This window comes from Mesorhizobium sp. BH1-1-5 (assembly GCF_020165615.1).
GTDB lineage: Bacteria > Pseudomonadota > Alphaproteobacteria > Rhizobiales > Rhizobiaceae > Mesorhizobium.
On record NZ_JAIUIM010000005.1, the window covers coordinates 315,287 to 333,334 of the forward strand.

Here is an 18,048-nt window from a genome sequence, read left to right on the forward strand (position 1 = left end):
TTATCTATTCCGCAGCTTCCGAAACTCCTCTCGTTACATCCAGTCTTTTCGCCGTCCGCGCCCAGAAACCCGACAGGAAAGCCGGGTCGCGGAGCGCCTCCAGCTGCTGCCATTGAGGGAACGACACGGCGAATATCTCAGGCCCCATCCGGGCGTCCTTGTAGGGGTTCACCGCCCCGCCCGCCTCGACCGTGATGCGGTCGAGCTCGGCGAGCAGCCGCAACGTCCTTTCGCCCCGGTTGGGGAAATCGAGCGTCAGCGTGTAACCCGGCCGTGGGAACGACAGCAGCGCCGGCGAGCGGACGTCGCCGAAGCGCTTGAGCACCGTCAGGAACGATCCCTCGCCCGCCCGCCGCGCAGCCTCGAGCAACGCCGGGACGATGCGACGGGCATCTTCGTCCGGCACCACGCTCTGGTGCTGGAAAAGCCCGCGCGGCCCGTAGAGCCGGTTCCAGTCGCGGACGCCGTCGAGCGGAAAGAAGAAGCCCTGATAGCTCGCCTGGCGCGGAGCCTCGGACTTGCCCTTTTTCCAGCGATAGGCCGCATTGAAGACGGTAAGGAAAGGCCGGTTCAGCATATTGAATGGCTGCTGCACCGGCACGGAAAGCCGGCTGCCGGCATTGGCGGCGGCGTGCGAGCCGTGCTCGGCATGATTGCCGGTGAACAAAAGCCCGCGCCCGCGCCCGTGGCCGCCGGCAAGCTGGTCGATCCAGGCGACGGCATATTCGTTGGCCTGGTCGGCCGCCTCGGCAAGATCGAAGAATTCGCCGAGATCGCGAAACCGCGTCGCCTTTTCGGCTATGTCGAGCGAGGGCACCCGCATCAGCTTGATCGATGCCGACAGGATCAGCCCGGTCAGGCCCATGCCGCCGATCGTTGCCCCGAAAAGGCGGACATTGTCGGTTGCCGAGCAATGATAGGTTCGTCCGTCGGACCGGAGCAGCGTCAAGGCCTCGACATGGCAGCCGAAGGTGCCGCGCCGATGATGGTTCTTGCCGTGGACGTCATTGGCGATCGCGCCGCCCAGCGTCACGAACTGCGTGCCTGGAACCACGGCCGGAAAGAAGCCGTGGGGTGCGGCAAAAGCGATGATGTCGCAAAGCAGCGTGCCGGCATCCGCTTCGAGCACGCCGGTCTCGGCGTTGAAGGAACGGATGCGGTTGAGCGGCCGCATATCGACCACCATGCCGGCATCGTTCTGGCAGCTGTCGCCATAGGAGCGGCCATTGCCATAGCCGAGCAGCGATTCCGGCGTCGCCACGCCCTTTTTCAGAATGGCGATCGCCTCGTCCGCCGTGATCGCCTTGCGCGCCGGCGGGGCCGCCAGTCCGAAGCTGCCGAAGCGCTCCCGCCCCATCACCAGCCTCCGGCGACGAGGAAGACCGCGCCGATGGCGACGACGATCTGGCTGCGCCAGTCACGGATGATGAAGACGACCGGGTCGTCATGCATCTCGTCGCGCCGGGCGAGGATCCAGACGCGCATCGTCAGGTAAAGCACGATCGGCGCCAGCGGCCATATCAGCCACGGATGCGGATAGAGCTCGCGCACCGCCGGGCTGTCCATATAGAGCGCCAGGACCATCGCCGACGAGAAAGCCGACGCCATGCCGGCCTGGGCGACGATCTCCTGGTCCTCGGTGCGATAGCCGCGGCCGGCGATGCGCTCGCCTGGAGGAATGGCAGTGGTGCGCAGTTCGACGAAGCGCTTCACCAGCGCCAGCGACAGGAAGAAGAAGATCGAGAAGGCGAGCAGCCAGAAGGAGACATCGACGCCGGTGGCGGCCGCACCCGCCAGCACGCGGATCGTGTAGAGGCCGGCGAGCGTCAGCACATCGACGAGCAGCATGCGCTTGAACGACAGCGAATAGGCGGTGGTGACGGCCATGTAGCCCAAAAGCACGCCGAGGAACTCGATCGGAAGGAAGAGGCTTGCGGCGATGCCGATCGCAAGCAGCCCGGCGATCGCGCCGAGACCGAACGGAATGGACAGCGCGCCGCTGGCGAAAGGCCGGTTGCGTTTTGTCGGGTGCTTGCGGTCCAGCGCCAGGTCGAAGAAATCGTTGAGGATATAGATGGCGGACGCCACGGCGCTGAAAGAGACGAACGCCAGCAGGCACTGCCATATCATGTCCGGATTGAAATATTCGTGTGACAGCACCATCGGCACGGCGATCAGCGAGTTCTTCAGCCACTGATGCATGCGCAGCATCTTGACGTAGGTCCTCAGCGTCGGCTTCGGCGCCGGCATGGCCTCGGCTTGATGCGCCGCCTGCCAGCGCCGCGCGCTGCGGTCGGGCGCCACCACGAGCGCGTTGCGCGCGGCGTCGAACACTTTGAGATCGTGGCGGCTGTTGCCGGCATAGTCGAAGCCTGCGTCGCCATAGGCGGCGACAAGCGCTGCGCATTTCCTGCCGGAGGTCATGTTGTGCGGGCCGTCGGTCGCCAACACATGATCGAAGATACCGAGATGCGCCGCGATCGCCTCCGCGAATTTGCGCGGCGTTCCCGTCGCCAGCACGATCTTGCGGCCCTCCCGGTGCTCGGCGCGCAGCCGGTCAAGCAGGTCCTGACGGTAAGGCAGCGAGGCCGGGTCCATGTCGACGCGCCTGGCGATCTCCTGCTTCAGCCGTGCCGGGCCGCCGGTCAGCCACAGAGGCAGGAGAAAGAGATAGAGCGGGTTTTTCTTGAGCAGGATGAACAGGCCTTCCCACAGAAGGTCCGTTGCAATCAGCGTACCGTCGAGATCGACCGCAAGCGGAATTGCGTTCCTGTCCGACCTCGCGTCCATTGTCCTGCCCCGATCGAGCGCAGGATCCCGAAATTCCGATCACGGAAAGATCATGCGCCAACTCAACCCACGCCGTATGCCGGCGTCCTCGGGTCGGATATAGCGGGTCATGACGCAGCGAACGTTAAAACGCTCGGTTGCGGCGCGCTGCCATACCGGTTTTTCGACGTCATCGTTAAGCGTCGGCTACCGGAAACGATAAAAGGCCGGACATCGGTCCGGCCTTTGCCAATCTTGCGGTGAAGTTTACTTGATACGGGCCGCGCCGCCCGAGATTTCGACCGTCTCCGAGCCGGTCAGGGCTTCGAGGTCGCCATTGGGCAGGGTGACGAAGCAGCCGCTCGAGCAGAACTCCACCGTCTCGCCGGCGGCAAGCGTCAGCTCGCTCTTGGCGCCGCCTTCGGTCACGACCAGGGTCCGCGTCTGAGCGTCCCTGTTGATCGCGCTGGCGGCGAAAGCCGAACCGCCCAGGGCCAGCAAAGCGATGGCGGCAACGACAGACTTCCACATTGCAATTCCGGTGTTTGCACACCGCCTCTGTTCAAGTTTGCAAGGCATTCTCGCCCTTTGCATCGAAGCTTATATGAGATGTTACCTGAACCGCAACTGAATGCCGCATTCATGCCACAATCGGTTTCGGTATCGCAGACAACGTCGCCGAAGGTGTGTCGAGCTTCGGGCCGGCCGGGTCGAAAATGGCGAGTTCCGAGAACCGGAGCGGAGCGTACTTCAAGTATGTGAGCACCGGAAGCGCAGGAAACCGTCATTTGCAGGCCGGCCTCACCCGAATGTCGATGCACCTCAGCCCGGGTCGGGCTTGCGGCCCCTCCGCTTCAGCTTGGCGAGCCGCTCCCGCTCGGCCGCGGCTTCCGCTTCCAGCCTTTGGCGCTCGGCGAATTCGGCCTCGATCTTGTCGTCGTCGATCGGCCAGGCTTCGTGCTTCTTGCTCTCGACAACCGCCCGGGGCGTCGACGGGATCTCGATCCGCTCCTCCTCGAAGATGTCGAAGATGGCGAAGCGGATGTCGTTCTGCACGACGCTGCCGTTCATGATGTCGGCGACGAACACGCGGATTTCGAATTCGAGCGCGGCAAGTCCAAAATTGGCGAAGAGAACGAACGGCTCGGGATTCTTCAGCACCATCGGGTGGGCGCGCGCGATATCCATCAGGATGGCATGGACCCGCTTGACCTCGCTGCCATAGGCGACGCCGACCTTAATGTCGATGCGCCCAAGCTTGTTGCGATGCGTCCAGTTGCCGACCGCATTGTTGATCAGGTTCGAGTTGGGCAGGATCACCGCCTGGCGCTGGAAGGTCTCGATCTCGGTGGCGCGCACGCTGATCTTCCGCACCGTGCCGCTGACGTCGCCCGCGACGATCCAGTCGCCGACCTTGAACGGTCGCTCGGCAAGCAGGATCAGGCCCGAGACGAAATTCGAGACCACGTTCTGCAGGCCGAAGCCGATACCCAGCGAAAGCGCGCCGGCAACCAGTGCCAGATTGGAAAGATCGATGCCCGCGGCCGAGATGCCGACTAGGCCGGCAACCGCCACGCCGGCATAGCCGACGCCAAGACGGATCGAATTTCGCACGCCGGCATCGACCTTGCCGCGCGCCATCACCGAGCCGTCCAGCCAGCCCTGGAACCAGCGCGTCAGGAAATAGCCGATGACGAAGACGACGATGCCGCTGAGGATGCCGAGGAAGGAGATGGTCACCGAACCGATCGCGACGCCGGTAGCCAGCTTGTAGGCCCAGGCCTCGATATCGCCGGGCTGGAAGCCCCACATCAAAAGGATCAACGGCAGGAACACCAGCACAATCATCAGGTTGATGGCGATGCTGACGACCAGGCCGAGCTGGTCGAGGGCGGTATCCTCATAGCTGGAGTTTTCCGAAAGCCATCGCCCTACCGAAGTATCGGCAAAGCCGCCCTCCTCCCCGATCGCGCGCGCCGACAGGAAGCCGATATAGGCGGTCACCAGGACGGTGCCGGTCACCACGACCTGGAACGAGACGAAAAGCGCAAGGCCGATATAGCCAAGCAGCGCCGCGGCAATGGTGAACAGGCCGAGCCCGATGGCAAGGAAGCGAAGCCATGCCGGCCAGGGGCGCCATGAGCCGTCGGCCGCCCTGAACGGCCGCAGCAGTCCCATCAGGATCAGGATGACCCCGACGATGATGGTGGCGACAAAGCCCCTGGCGATCGTCAGCGAAAGCGGCGAACCCATCTTCTCGTTGACGACCGACAGGAAGTAATTGAACCCGAGCACCAGCGCCATTGCGGTCGTTAGCCCGACGAGCCAGCGCGCGGGACCGGTCGCGACCGGGATCAGCCGCCAATTGGGCAGCCGCGGTTCGAGCGCCGCGTTGGTCAGCCGGTTGACGCAGAACACCATGCCGATCACCGTCAGCAAGGCGTTGAGGAACGTGCCGATATCGCCACGCAGCACATTGTAATAATTGAAGAAGAACACAGCCGAGGCGAAGAAGACGCCGAGCGCCAGGGTCGGCAGCAGCGTCGACCAGAAGGCCACCGACAGGCGGCTGAGATAGGACGGATCCTCGACCGCCGGGTCGGCCTCGAATATGCGGCCGAACAGGCGCCTGCCGCCGATCAACAGCACGGCCGCCAGCGCCAACGCCATGAGCGTCGCCGCAAGGATCGCCTGGAACTTGAACCTGACGGCGAAGCTCAACCAGGACGACACCGCCTTGTAGAGGCCCGTGAACTGGTCATGCGCGTCGGAAAGGGCCTGCGGGCTCAGAGCTTCGGTCAGGTCGTAGTGCTTGGTGATGACGCTGCGGAAAAGCTCGCTGCGCATGGCTGCGATCTTGTCGACCAGCCCGTTGACGCGGATCGACAGGTTTTGCGCGCTGGCGATGACCGCGTTGATCTGGGCCTTTTCCGAGGAGAGCGCGCTGCGCTCGTTGCTGACGATCACCGGCTCAGGGGGCTGCCCTTGGGCCGGCGGCGGGCCGAGCACCTCGACACGATTGTTGATGTCGGTGAGGCGCTGCCGGAACGCCAGCGCGCTGTTCAGCGCCGCTCGCGAAATATCCTCGAGCTGCAACCGGATGTCGACGAGCCCCGCATCGTCCTGGTCGGGGTCGCTCAGTTTCTTCTCCAGGCTATCGGTCTTGGCCGTCAGGTCCTGGATGACCTTGGTCTGATCGGCGATGAGCTGCGACGAACCATGGCCGATCGCCTGCGCCGACGCCTCGAGCGCCGGCTGCCCGAAGACAGCGACGATGATGACCAGGATCAGGCGCAGCAGGCGGAAGGACATGACTTTGTTGGCGACTCGCGGCCGAAAATTCTCGAATTTCCGCCCTTGATAAAGACCGGCATATCGGGCGGCAAGCCGTCCCGATCGTGTCGGTGGGAGTCGGCCTGTCGAAAAGCGATGGCGCAATCTTGGCTTTGCGCCTCCCGCCTGCTCTATAGTCTGCCGCCTCGCATCATAAGGACGATAGAAAGAATGGCGGAATATTCAGCCTTTTCGCTGCTCAAGAACGCGCTGACCGGCAACAAGGATTGGAAGCCCGCCTGGCGCAAGCCGGATCCCAAGGCGTCCTATGACGTGATCGTCATCGGCGGCGGCGGCCATGGCCTCTCGACCGCCTATTACCTTGCCAAGGAACACGGCATCACCAATGTCGCGGTGCTGGAAAAAGGCTGGCTCGGCTCCGGCAATGTCGGCCGCAACACCACCGCTGTGCGCTCCAATTATCTTTTGCCGCAGAATACCCGCTTCTACGAGCATTCGATGAAGCTGTGGGAGAACCTCTCGCACGACCTCAACTACAACGTCATGTTCTCGCAGCGCGGCTGCCTGAACCTCGCGCACACGCCCGCCCAGCTCGACGATTATGCAAGGCGCGGCAACGCCATGCGCCATCTCGGCGTCGACGCCGAACTGATGAATGTCGACCAGATCAAGCGGCTTGTGCCGGCGCTGGACGTCTCGGGTTCGGCGCGCTTCCCGGTTCTTGGCGGACTGATGCAGCCGCGTGCCGGCACCGCCCGGCACGACGCGGTCGCCTGGGGCTATGCGCGCGGCGCCGACCGGCGCGGCGTCGACATCATCGAGAATTGCGAGGTCACCGGCTTCCTGCGCGATGGCGGCCGCATCACCGGCGTTTCGACCACGCGCGGCGAAATCCGCGCCAAGAAGGTCGCGCTTGCGGTTGCCGGCAGCACGGGTCAGGTCATGCAGCTTGCCGGCATTTCGCACATGCCGATCGAAAGCCATGTGCTGCAGGCCTTCGTTTCGGAATCGCTGAAGCCCGTCGTCGACACAGTTCTCACCTTCGGCATGGGCCATTTCTACATTTCGCAGTCCGACAAGGGCGGCCTGGTCTATGGCGGCGACCTCGACGGCTACAACAGCTACGCCCAGCGCGGCAGCCTGCCGATCGTCGATGAGGTGATGAGCGAGATGCTGGCGCTGTTCCCCGGCCTGGCCCGGGTGCGCATGCTGCGCTCCTGGGGCGGACTGTGCGACATGACGATGGACGGCTCGCCGATCATCACCGCCGGTCCGCTGCCGGGCATGTATCTCAATTGCGGCTGGTGTTACGGCGGCTTCAAGGCGACACCCGCCTCCGGCTGGTGCTTTGCCTACACAATAGCCAAGGACGAGCCGCACGAATTCAACGCGCCCTTCACGCTCGACCGCTTTTATCGTGGCTTGATCATCGACGACAAAGGCCAGGGCGCGAACCCGCGGCTGCATTAGGGTTTTGAAAGAGAATGCTTATCACCTGTCCCTATTGCGGGCCGCGCGACGTCATCGAATTCACCTACCAGGGCGACGGCAACCGCGAGCGGCCGCAGCCCGCCTCGCAGAACCTCGACGCCTGGAATGCCTATGTCTACGACCGGCTGAACCCGGCCGGCGACCACAATGAGATCTGGCAGCATTCCGGCGGCTGCCGCGCGCATCTGAGGGTCGTGCGCAACACCGTAACGCATGAGATCCTGAGCACCGCCTTCGCGCGTGGCGGCCACAAGACGGAGGGCCGCTCGTGAGCCCGCGCCGCACCGAGACCGGCGGCCGGATCGACCGGCTGCGCACCATCCGCTTCACCTTCGACGGCTCGCCCTATACAGGCCATGCCGGCGACACGCTGGCCTCGGCGCTGCTCGCCAATGGCATGACGCTGTTCGGCCGCTCCTTCAAATACCATCGCCCGCGCGGCCTGCTCGCCGCCGGCGTCGAGGAGCCGAACGCGCTGGTGACGGTGCTGCGCGGCGAAGTGCGCGAGCCCAACATTGCCGCCACCATGGTCGAGATCTACGACGGGCTCGTCGCCGTCAGCCAGAACCGCACGCCTTCGCTCGCCTGGGACATCGGCGCCCTCAACCAGCTCGGCGGCAAGATCCTGTCGGCCGGCTTCTATTACAAGACCTTCATGGGACCGGTGGTCGGACCGCTGAAGGGCACGCGCTTCTGGATGTTCTGCGAGCATTTCATTCGCCGCGCCGCCGGCCTCGGCAAGGCTGGCACCGCCCATGACCCAGCGCGCTACGAGCGCATGAACGCATTTTGCGACGTCCTGGTCGTCGGCTCCGGCCCGGCCGGCCTGATGGCGGCGAAGGCCGCCGCCGATCAGGGCGCCCGCGTCATTCTCGCCGATCTCGAAGCCAATTTCGGCGGCTCCGCCAACTGGTCGGGCGAAACCATCGACGGCATGCATGCCGCCGACTGGGCTCAGCGCGCCGTCGGGCAGCTCGAAGGCAACGACAATGTCCGCCTTTTGCCGCGCACCACGGTGTGGGGCTATTACGACGGCAACACGCTGGCCGCGCTGGAACGGGTGACCGACCACAAGGAAGTCGCCGCCAAAGGCGAGCCGCGCCAGCGCTACTGGGCGATCCGCGCCGGCACGGTGGTTCTTGCCACCGGCTCCTTCGAGCGGCCGCTGGTCTTCCCGGGCAACGATCGTCCGGGCGTCATGTTGGCGCATGCGGCCGAACGTTATGCCGTTGAATATGGCGTGCTGCCTGGGCAGCGCATCGCGCTCTTCACCAACAATGACAGCGCCTACCGCTCGGCCGTCGCCTTGAAGAAGGCCGGCGCCGCGGTCGTTGCCATCATCGATGTCCGCGCCGACGTCTCGAACGAGATGCGCCGGCTGGCGAGCGATGCGGAAGCCGAGCTGCTCGCCGGCCATGCCGTGGTCGCGACCGAAGGCGGCAAGGCCCTCACCGGCCTCAAGGTGCAGCGCTTCGACGCCACGGGCGGGGCGCTGAGCGGCGACGAACGCAGCATCCATGCCGACAGCCTTCTGATGTCCGGCGGCTGGTCGCCGACCATCCACCTTGCCAGCCAGGTCGGCGCGAAGGCCGAATGGGATCCGGCGAGACAAGCCTTCCTGCCGCCGAAGCCGACGCAGCGCAGGCCAAATCAGCAATGGATCGGCGCCGGCGCCTTCACCGGCAGTTTTTCGACTGCCGAAGCCATCGCCGAAGGCCGCGCGGCCGGCCTTCAGGCGGCTGGCGGCGCGGCTTCATCCGCTCCCCTGCCCGTCGTCGAGGCGGCCCCCGGCGACCCCGATCCGGCGCCGGTCTTCGAGATCAAGGCCAAGGGCAAGAGTTTTGTCGACTTCCAGCACGATGTGACCGCCGAGGACGTGCGGCTCGCGCATCGCGAAGGCTTCGTCTCGGTCGAGCATCTGAAGCGCTACACCACGCTTGGCATGGCGACCGACCAGGGCAAGAACTCCAACGTGCCGGGCCTGGCCATCATGGCCGAGGCGCTCGGCAAGCCGATCCCCGAAGTCGGCACGACGCGCTTCCGCCCGCCCTACACGGCGGTGTCGATCGGTTCGCTCGCCGCCGAACGCTTCGGCGACCTCAAGCCCGAGCGGCTGACGCCGATGCATGACTGGCACCTCGCCAATGGCGCAAGAATGTATTCCGCGGGCCTCTGGTACCGGCCGATGATCTACGGCCTCGCCGGCGAGACGGTCGAGCAGGCCTATGTGCGTGAAGCACGAGCCACGCGCGACAGCGCCGGCATCGTCGATGTGTCGACGCTGGGCAAGATCGCCGTGCAGGGACCGGACGCGGCCGAGTTCCTCGACCGCGTCTACACCAACATGTTTTCCACGCTCGCGGTCGGCAAGGCCCGCTACGGCCTGATGCTGCGCGAGGACGGGCTTGCCTTCGACGACGGCACCACCTGGCGGCTCGGCGAACAGGACTTCCTGATGACCACCACCACCGCCAATGCCGGCAAGGTGATGCAGCATCTGGAATATTTCCTCGACGTCATCTGGCCGGAGCTGAAGGTCACCGTCACCTCCGTCACCGATGAATGGGCGGGTGCGGCGATCGGAGGACCGAACGCGCGCGCCATACTCGCTTCCTGCGTCACCGGCACCGCAGTCGACAACGCCAGCCTGCCCTTCATGGGCATCGTCCATGGCCGGATCGCCAGCGTTCCGGTGATGATCTGCCGGCTGTCCTTCTCCGGCGAAATGGCGTTCGAGGTCTATTCGGGCGCCGGCTACGGCACCCGCGTCTGGGAGGCCTTGATCGAGGCCGGCAAGCCTTTCGGCCTGGTCACCTACGGACTCGAGGCACTGGGCACGATGCGCATCGAGAAGGGTCATGTCACCGGCGCCGAGATCGACGGCCGCACCACCGCGCGCGACCTCCATCTCGATTGGATGCTGTCGAAGAAGAAGCCCTTCATCGGCTCGGCCATGATGGACCGGGAGGGCCTGATCGGCTCCGACCGGCTGGAGCTGGTCGGGGTGATCGCGCTCGACAACCGAGCGCTCAACGGCGGCGGGCATATCGTCGAGGAACTGGACGAGGCCAATCCGCACGACTCGCTCGGCCACATCACCGCCTGCTGCTATTCGCCGGCGCTGGGCAAGTACATCGCGCTGGCCCTGGTCGAGGGCGGCAAGGCGCGTCACGGGACCCGCGCCTTCGTCTCCGATCCGCTGCGCAACCGGTTCGGGCCGGTCGAGATCGTTTCCAACCATTTCTACGATCCGGACGGGAGCCGCATGCATGGCTGAGCACCAGTTGCCCGAACGCCAGTCGCCGCTCGAGCCGGAGTACCATCCGGGTTCGCACGGCAATTTCGAACATGGCGTCGATGTCATCCTGTCCGAGACGCGCCCGGGCTCGATCTTGCAGCTCGCCGCCTGGCCGGGCGAAGAGAAGCGGCTGATCGAAATCATCCGCAAGGTCACCGGGCTCGCTCTGCCAGACGGCGCCGGCGGCGGCGTGAGCAGCGGCGCCCGCGCCGTTTTCGGCTTCGCGCCGGGGAAATTCACCGTGGTGGACGAGGCCGAGGGCCTGGCGCAGGCCTTCGCCGGATCGATCACGCCGGCCATCGGCACGCTCACCGACCTGTCGCATGGCCGCACCGCGATCCGCATCGCCGGCCCGAAGGCGGAATGGGTGATGGCGAAATTCTTCGCCATCGACTTCACCTTGCCGGCCTTCCCGCTCGGCGCCGGGCGTTCGACCAACCATCACGACGTCTTCGCCCAGATTCAGCGCACGGGCGCCGACCAGTTCGACATCTACGTCTTCCGCTCCTTCGCGCGCTCCTTCTGGAAGGCCTTGTGCCACGCCTCGGAGGAAGTCGGCTACGAGGTGCAGTAGAGCACCTAAGGTGTGTTGAGATTCAGGTCAGGCCGAGCCGAAAATGGCGGGTTCCGAGAACCGGAGCGGAGCGTACTTGAGTATGTGAGCACCGGAAGTGCAGGAACCCGGCATTTGCAGGCCGGTCTCACCTGAATATCAACACACCTTTGGTCCAGCCGGTATTCTGGCATTATGAACCGCCACAACTGCTGCTTGAGCGTTGGGCCAGCAGGGATGATAGATAAGGAATCATCGGCGTTTGCCAGGGGCAAACGTCCGCTCAGGCAACCAGTTCGACCATACCCTTCCATGACTGTTGAGACTTCGGCGACGGCCACGACCCGCTTTGCTCCAGCGGGCGGTCCGTCGATGCTGTTGCCGGCGACCGTCGCCTGCGGCGTGTTCATGACCAGCCTCGACCAGAATGTCGTAGTGACGGCACTTCCGGGCATAGGCGAGAGCCTCGATCGCCCGCCAAGCCAGCTTGGCCTCTTGATCACCGTCTATGTCGCGAGCCTCATCGTCACCATGCCGCTCGGCGGCTGGTTGGCCGACCGCTTCGGGCTGCGCAATGTCTATTGCTTCGCGCTGCTGGTCTTTGCCAGCGCCTCCGCGCTGTGCGGCCTTTCGGAAAACATCTGGATGCTGGTCGGCTCGCGCGCCCTGCAGGGCTGCGGCGGCGCGCTGATGGGCACGCTCGGCCAGGTCGTGATCCTGTCGAGCTTCCCGCGCGACCGTACGCTGAAGATCAACATGTATATCTCGCTCGCCGGTCAGTCCGGGCCGCTGGTCGGACCGCTCGTCGGCGGCGCGCTGACCACCTACGTCTCCTGGCGCTGGATCTTCTACATCAACATCCCGATCGCGCTGACCGCCGCGCTGCTGGCCGCCTCGATGTTCCCCACGACGACCAAGCCGGTGCGCACGCCCTTCGATTTTCCGGGCTTCCTGCTGGTCGGCAGCGGCATGGCTCTGCTCGTCTTCGGCATGGATTCGGTCGCCGCCAAGGATGCGGCGGCGAGCAGCATAGCGATGGAGCTCGGGCTGGCGGTCGTCATCCTGGCGGTTGCCGCCTTCTACTGCCTGCGCGCGCGCAACCCGCTGCTCGACCTCAACCTGCTGCGCATCCGCACCTTCCGCATTGCTTTCCTCACCGGCGGCGCACTGGACACGATCGGTCTGAGCTCGGTGGTCTTTCTCTTGCCGCTGATGTTCCAGCTCGGCTTCGGCATGAGCGCGGTGCAGGCCGGATCGCTGACCTTCGTCGCCGCGATCGGATCGTTGGCGATGCGCTTCTTCATGCCGCGCCTGTTGAACCGCTTCGGTTTCAAGCGCGTGCTGGTCACCAACACACCGATCGTCGCCTTGCTGGTCGCGGGCTTTGCCCTGATGCAGGAGAGCCTGCCGGCCTGGATCGTGCTTGCCTACATCTTCACCTTCGGCGTCTTCCGCTCGGTGCAATGGGCCTCGACCGGCAATCTCTCCTATTCGGACATCGTGCCCGAGCAGCTCGCGCGCTTCAGCGCGCTCTATTACATCTTATGGCAGCTCGCGGTGGCGGTCAGCGTCGGCTTGGCGGCGGCGCTGTTGTCGCTGCTTGCCGGCGGCGGCAAGGCGAGCGTCAACGACTATCGCATCCTGTTCGTCATCGAAGGGCTGATCACGCTTTGCGCGCTGTCGGCCTATCTGCGGCTCACGCCGCAGGACGGCGCCCATGTCAGCGGCCATGGCGCGCATATGAGCACCGATTAGGCCGGCATTATTCCGCGAAGCTCACCCAGTCCTCGAGCGGCGCGCGGTCGGTGCGGAACTCGTTCTCCGGCTTCGATGTGTCCTCGTAGCCGAGCGCCATGCCGCAGACGACGATCTCCTCGTCGGGAATGTCGAGCACCGGCCTGATCTGGCGATGATAGGGCGCGAAGGCCGCCTGCGGGCAGGTATGCAGCCCCCTACCCCGCGCCGCGACCATGATGTTCTGCAGGAACATGCCGTAGTCGATCCACGAGCCCTGGTTCAGTCTCCGGTCGATCGTGAAGATCATGCCGACCGGCGCGTCGAAGAAGACGAAGTTGCGGTCGTGCTGCGCCCGCATCTTGTCGACCTCGCGGCGGCCGATGCCCAGCGCGCCATAAAGCCCGAAGCCGTTGGCCCGGCGACGCGTGAGGTATGGTTCGAAGAACTGGTCGGGATAATAACGATATTCGTCCCACTCGACCTTTTCGGCGCGGATGCCGGAATTGAGGATTGCATCGCTGATGCGCTGCTTGACCTCGCCCTTGGTCACGTAGACACGCCAAGGCTGCATGTTGGTGCCCGACGGCGCGCGTGCCGCGACGGCAAGGATCGCGCGAATCGCATCGTCATCGACCATATCGGGCAGGAAGGCGCGCACCGACCGGCGCGACACGATCGCCTCATCGACGATCTCCGCATCCGACGCGATCCGGATGTTCTTCTCAAGCATGGGTCGTCCCTTTCGGCATGGCCAGAAACCCGCAACCCGGTTTCCTTAACGACCATCCGCAGACTATAAGCTAAAACTGGTCCCGACCGGACGCCCCACTCGCCGCTCGTGCGCGAGCCTTTGCATCAACAGCCGAAAACGCGCAAGCAAATCTTGTGGACTATGAAAATCTCCTTGATTTTTTCATGATTTTACCCTCTCATGAAATTTATCCAGATTTTTTCACGAGCAACCTTTGACCCCGACCGCGACCAAATCGGAGCAGGACAATGGCGAACGGCTGCTGGCCCGCGACATTCGCGCGCTCCGCAAGGCGCGCGGCCTCACGCTCGCTGAAATTGCGCTCAAGTTAGGCCGTTCGGTCGGTTGGGTCAGCCAGGTCGAGCGCGGTCTTTCCATCCCCTCGCTCGGCGACCTCAGGGCATTCGCCAGCCTCTTCGATGTTCCGATCAGCCTGTTCTTCAGTCACGATGTGCCTGTCGAAGAGGAGCGCGGCGTGATCGTGCGCGCCGGCAGCCGCCGTTCGCTTGGCACAAGTGAATCCGGCCTGGTGGAGGAGCTTCTGTCGCCCGACCTCGGCGGTAGCTTCGAGATGCTGCGTTCGGTCTTCGCGCCGGGCGCGGAGCTGAAGACAGAAGCGCGCCGTCCGACGGAAGAAGCGGGCTATGTGGCGTCGGGCACGTTCGAGATCGAGATCGACGGCGTCTGGCATCGTCTTAGCGAAGGCGACTCGTTCCGCTTCGAGGGCAAGCCGTTCCGCTGGCGCAATCCTGGCGCGGAGCCGGCGATCGTCATCTGGGTGGTCTCACCGCCTGTCTATTGACCAATGCATGTCGCCCAAAAACGCGAAGCGGTTTTGGGATAACGATATGCATCAAAACAAAAATCGAAGCGCGAAGCGCTTACGCTTGGAGGAAGAAACATGGCGGGTTTGCCGTCCACGGCACGCGTGGTGATCATCGGAGGCGGTGTCGTCGGCTGCTCATCGCTCTATCATCTGTGCAAGGCGGGTTGGACCGACTGCGTGCTTCTGGAAAAGAACGAGCTGACCTCCGGCTCGACCTGGCATGCCGCCGGCAACGTGCCGACCTTCTCCTCGTCCTGGTCGCTGATGAACATGCAGCGCTACTCGACCGAGCTTTACCGGGGTCTCGCCGACGCGGTCGACTATCCGATGAACTACCATGTCACCGGCTCACTCCGGTTGGCCCACAGCAAGGAACGCATGCAGGAGTTCCAGCGCGCCAAGGGCATGGGCCGCTACCAGGGCATGGACATCGACGTCGTCGGCCTCGACGAGATCAAGCGCCGCTACCCCTTCATCGAGACGCATGAGCTGAAGGGCGCGCTCTATGACCCGAGCGACGGCGACATCGACCCGGCGCAGCTGACGCAGGCGCTCGCCAAGGGCGCGCGCGACATGGGCGCCAAGATCATCCGCTTCTGCCCGGTCAACGGCGTCCGCCGCGAGAATGGCGAATGGGTGGTCGAAACACCGCAGGGCGAGATCCGCTGCGAGATCGTGATCAACGCCGCCGGCTACCGCGCCGCCGAAGTCGGCAAGATGTTCGGCCGCGAAGTGCCGATGATGGTGATGAGCCATCAGTACATATTGTTCGAGGAAATCCCCGAGCTCGCCGCCTGGACGAAGGAGCAGGGGAAAAAACTGCCGCTGCTGCGCGACGTCGACACGTCCTATTACCTGCGCCAGGAAAAGAGCGGCATGAATCTCGGCCCCTATGAGCGCAATTGCCGCGCGCACTGGGCGACCCACAACGATCCGATGCCGGAGGATTTCTCGTTCCAGCTGTTCCCCGACGATCTCGACCGCCTCGAGCACTATCTCGCCGACGCCGTCGCCCGCGTGCCGATCCTCGGCACCGCCGGCCTCTCCAAGGTGATCAACGGCCCGATCCCTTACGCGCCGGACGGCAACCCGCTGATTGGGCCGATGCCCGGCGTGCCGAACGCCTTCGAGGCCTGCGTCTTCACCTTCGGCATCGCGCAAGGCGGTGGCGCCGGCAAGGTGCTGGCCGAATGGGTCACCGAGGGCCAGACCGAATGGGACATGTGGTCCTGCGATCCGCGCCGTTTCACCAGCTTTGCGTCGGCGCCCGACTATTGCGTTGCCAAGGGCATGGAGATCTACGGCAACGAATACGCCATCCAGTTTCCGCGCCACGCCTGGCCTGAGGGCCGTAATCGCAAGCTGTCGCCGCTGCATGACCGCATCAAGGCGCTGGGCGGCCAGTTCGACGCCTATAATGGCTGGGAGCGCGCCACCTGGTACGCCAAGCCCGGCGACAATACTTCGGAGGAATCGACGCTGACCTTCCGTCGCGGCGGACCCTGGCACCGGGCCGTGCGCGAGGAGTGCCTTGCCGTACGCGACGCCGCCGGCATCCTCGACCTGCCCGGCTTCTCGCGCTTCAATCTCGAAGGTCCGGGCGCTGCCGATTGGCTCGCAAGGCAGGTCACCGGCCTGGTGCCGAAGCCCGGCCGCATCGGCCTTGTCTACTTCTCGGACGACAAGGGCCGCATCGTCACCGAAATGTCGGTCGTGCGCCATGGCGAGGACCAGATGACGCTGATCACCGCGGCGGTGGCGCAGTGGCACGATTTCGAATGGTTGAAATCGCGGATGCCGGCCGACGCGGGTTTCACGCTGACCGACCGGACGGAGGAATACTCGACCCAGATCCTCGCCGGTCCGAACTCGCGCAAGATACTGGCCGAAGTCTGCAGCGCCGATCTTGCGCTGCCCTGGCTGACGCATCAGGAGACGACCGTCGCCGGACGCTGGGCGAAACTGGTGCGCGTCTCCTTCGCCGGCGAACTCGGCTGGGAAATTCACACCAAGGTCGCTGACACAGTTGCGGTCTTCGACGCTGTCTGGACCGCCGGCCAGATGCATGGGCTGAAGCCGTTCGGCATGTATGCGCTGGATTCGCTGCGGCTGGAAAAAGGCTACCGGGCCTGGAAGGGCGACCTTTCGACCGACTATTCGATCCTGCAGGGCGGCCTGGAGCGCTTCGTCAAATGGGACAAGCCCGACTTCCGCGGCAAGGCGGCGCTGCTCAATGAAAAGCAACAGGGCGTGAAGAAGCGCTTCGTCACGCTGGTCGTCGAAAATCCCGGCGACTGCGACGCGCCCTATATGTCGACGCTCTGGCACGGCGGCAGCATCGTCGGCGAGACGACGTCGGGCGGCTGGGGCCACCGCGTCGGCAAGTCGATCGCGCTCGGCATGCTGCGCGCCGATCTCACGCAGCCGGGCACGGCGATCGAGGTCGAAATCTTTGGCGATCGCTTCAAGGCCATCGTCCAGAACGACGAGCCGCTGTGGGATCCGAAGAATGAGAGGTTGCGGGCATGACCTCCGTCATCCTTACCGATGGCGGCATGGGCCAGGAACTGGTCCGGCGCAGCAAGTCCGAGCCGACGCCGCTTTGGTCGGCAAGGGTGTTGATCGACGAGCCGGACCTGGTGCGCGACCTGCATGTCGAATTCATCCAGGCGGGTGCTCGCGTCATCACCATCAACACCTATTCGGCGACACCGGAGCGCCTGGCGCGCGAAGGGGCGGAGGACCTGTTCAAGCCTTTGCAGAAGCGCGGCATCGAGCTGGCGAAGCAGGCCCGTGACGAGGCCGGCGACACCGCGATCGCCGGTTGCCTGTCGCCTCTGTTCGGCAGCTACGCGCCGGCGCTGACCATATCGTTCGAGGACACGCTCGACATCTATCGCCGCATCGTTGCCGAGCAGGCTGACGGCGTCGACCTGTTCCTCTGCGAAACCATGGCGTCCGCCGACGAGGCGCGGGCTGCGGTCACCGCGGCCTCTGAAAGCGGCAAGCCGGTGTGGGTGTCGTGGACGCTCGCCGACCATGGCGCGCCGCGCCTGCGCAGCGGCGAGACCATTGCCGATGCGGTCGGCGCCCTCGGCGACCTGCCGGTCGCGGCCCGGCTGCTCAACTGCTGCCGGCCCGAAGCCATCGCCGCCGCATTGCCCGAACTCGCCGCCCTGGGCGGGCCGGTCGGCGCCTATGCCAATGGCTTCACCGCGGTCGCGGCATTGAAGCATGGCGGGACGGTGGATGTGCTGCACGCCCGCCACGATCTCGATCCGCAAGCCTATGCGGACCAGGCCATAGGCTGGGTCGATGCCGGCGCCGGC

Annotated in this window: 13 protein-coding genes; 8 read left to right on the plus strand and 5 right to left on the minus strand. The window is 64.8% G+C overall.

Going from position 1 to position 18,048, the window contains the following annotated elements; genetic code table 11:
• Positions 1-4 precede the first annotated feature (4 nt).
• From LB572_RS09475 to LB572_RS09490, 4 genes are all read right to left on the minus strand, one after another.
• The gene (locus tag LB572_RS09475; RefSeq protein WP_224667543.1) at positions 5-1,357 is read right to left on the minus strand and encodes an FAD-binding oxidoreductase; all 1,353 of its coding nucleotides are present in this window, start codon (positions 1,355-1,357) and stop codon (positions 5-7) included.
• The gene (locus tag LB572_RS09480) at positions 1,357-2,790 is read right to left on the minus strand and encodes a UbiA family prenyltransferase (RefSeq protein ID WP_224667544.1); all 1,434 of its coding nucleotides are present in this window, start codon (positions 2,788-2,790) and stop codon (positions 1,357-1,359) included. The genes LB572_RS09475 and LB572_RS09480 overlap by 1 nt, the downstream gene beginning before the upstream one ends.
• A 246-nt stretch (positions 2,791-3,036) precedes the next feature.
• The gene (locus LB572_RS09485; protein WP_095764911.1) at positions 3,037-3,300 is read right to left on the minus strand and encodes a hypothetical protein; all 264 of its coding nucleotides are present in this window, start codon (positions 3,298-3,300) and stop codon (positions 3,037-3,039) included.
• Between the two features lie 291 nt (positions 3,301-3,591).
• Entirely contained in the window at positions 3,592-6,081 is a 2,490-nt protein-coding gene (locus LB572_RS09490; RefSeq protein WP_224667545.1) for a mechanosensitive ion channel family protein, read from the minus strand.
• Positions 6,082-6,273: 192 nt separating this feature from the next.
• On the opposite strand from LB572_RS09490, the gene LB572_RS09495 reads away from it, so the two are divergent.
• From LB572_RS09495 to LB572_RS09515, 5 genes are all read left to right on the plus strand, one after another.
• Positions 6,274-7,533: a sarcosine oxidase subunit beta gene (locus LB572_RS09495; protein WP_140801668.1), complete on the plus strand. Its 1,260-nt coding sequence runs from the start codon at positions 6,274-6,276 to the stop codon at positions 7,531-7,533.
• Positions 7,534-7,547: 14 nt separating this feature from the next.
• Complete coding sequence (locus tag LB572_RS09500; RefSeq protein ID WP_140801669.1) at positions 7,548-7,826, plus strand: sarcosine oxidase subunit delta; 279 nt, start codon at positions 7,548-7,550, stop codon at positions 7,824-7,826.
• Positions 7,823-10,831 carry a sarcosine oxidase subunit alpha gene (locus tag LB572_RS09505; protein WP_224667546.1) on the plus strand — a complete coding sequence of 1,003 codons (3,009 nt, stop codon included), beginning with the start codon at positions 7,823-7,825 and terminating at the stop codon, positions 10,829-10,831. Before LB572_RS09500 ends, LB572_RS09505 begins: the two co-directional genes overlap by 4 nt.
• Positions 10,832-10,838: 7 nt before the next feature.
• The gene (gene soxG, locus LB572_RS09510; protein WP_140801738.1) at positions 10,839-11,426 is read left to right on the plus strand and encodes a sarcosine oxidase subunit gamma family protein; all 588 of its coding nucleotides are present in this window, start codon (positions 10,839-10,841) and stop codon (positions 11,424-11,426) included.
• Between the two features lie 291 nt (positions 11,427-11,717).
• Positions 11,718-13,160 (plus strand): MFS transporter, encoded by a 1,443-nt coding sequence (locus LB572_RS09515; protein ID WP_224667548.1) that lies wholly within the window; start codon positions 11,718-11,720, stop codon positions 13,158-13,160.
• A gap of 7 nt (positions 13,161-13,167) precedes the next feature.
• Here LB572_RS09515 and LB572_RS09520 read toward each other — a convergent pair whose 3' ends face one another.
• Entirely contained in the window at positions 13,168-13,872 is a 705-nt protein-coding gene (locus LB572_RS09520; RefSeq protein WP_224667549.1) for a nitroreductase, read from the minus strand.
• Between the two features lie 280 nt (positions 13,873-14,152).
• Here LB572_RS09520 and LB572_RS09525 point away from each other — a divergent pair, with 280 nt between their 5' ends.
• The 3 genes from LB572_RS09525 to LB572_RS09535 all read left to right on the plus strand — a co-directional run.
• The gene (locus LB572_RS09525) at positions 14,153-14,695 is read left to right on the plus strand and encodes a helix-turn-helix domain-containing protein (RefSeq protein ID WP_412033548.1); all 543 of its coding nucleotides are present in this window, start codon (positions 14,153-14,155) and stop codon (positions 14,693-14,695) included.
• A 99-nt stretch (positions 14,696-14,794) separates the two neighbouring features.
• A complete protein-coding gene (locus LB572_RS09530; RefSeq protein ID WP_224667551.1) occupies positions 14,795-17,248 on the plus strand; it encodes a GcvT family protein in 2,454 nt (817 codons plus the stop codon).
• A partial coding sequence (locus tag LB572_RS09535) for a homocysteine S-methyltransferase family protein (RefSeq protein ID WP_224667552.1) occupies positions 17,245-18,048 on the plus strand: 804 nt, incomplete at its 3' end. The genes LB572_RS09530 and LB572_RS09535, both read left to right, overlap by 4 nt.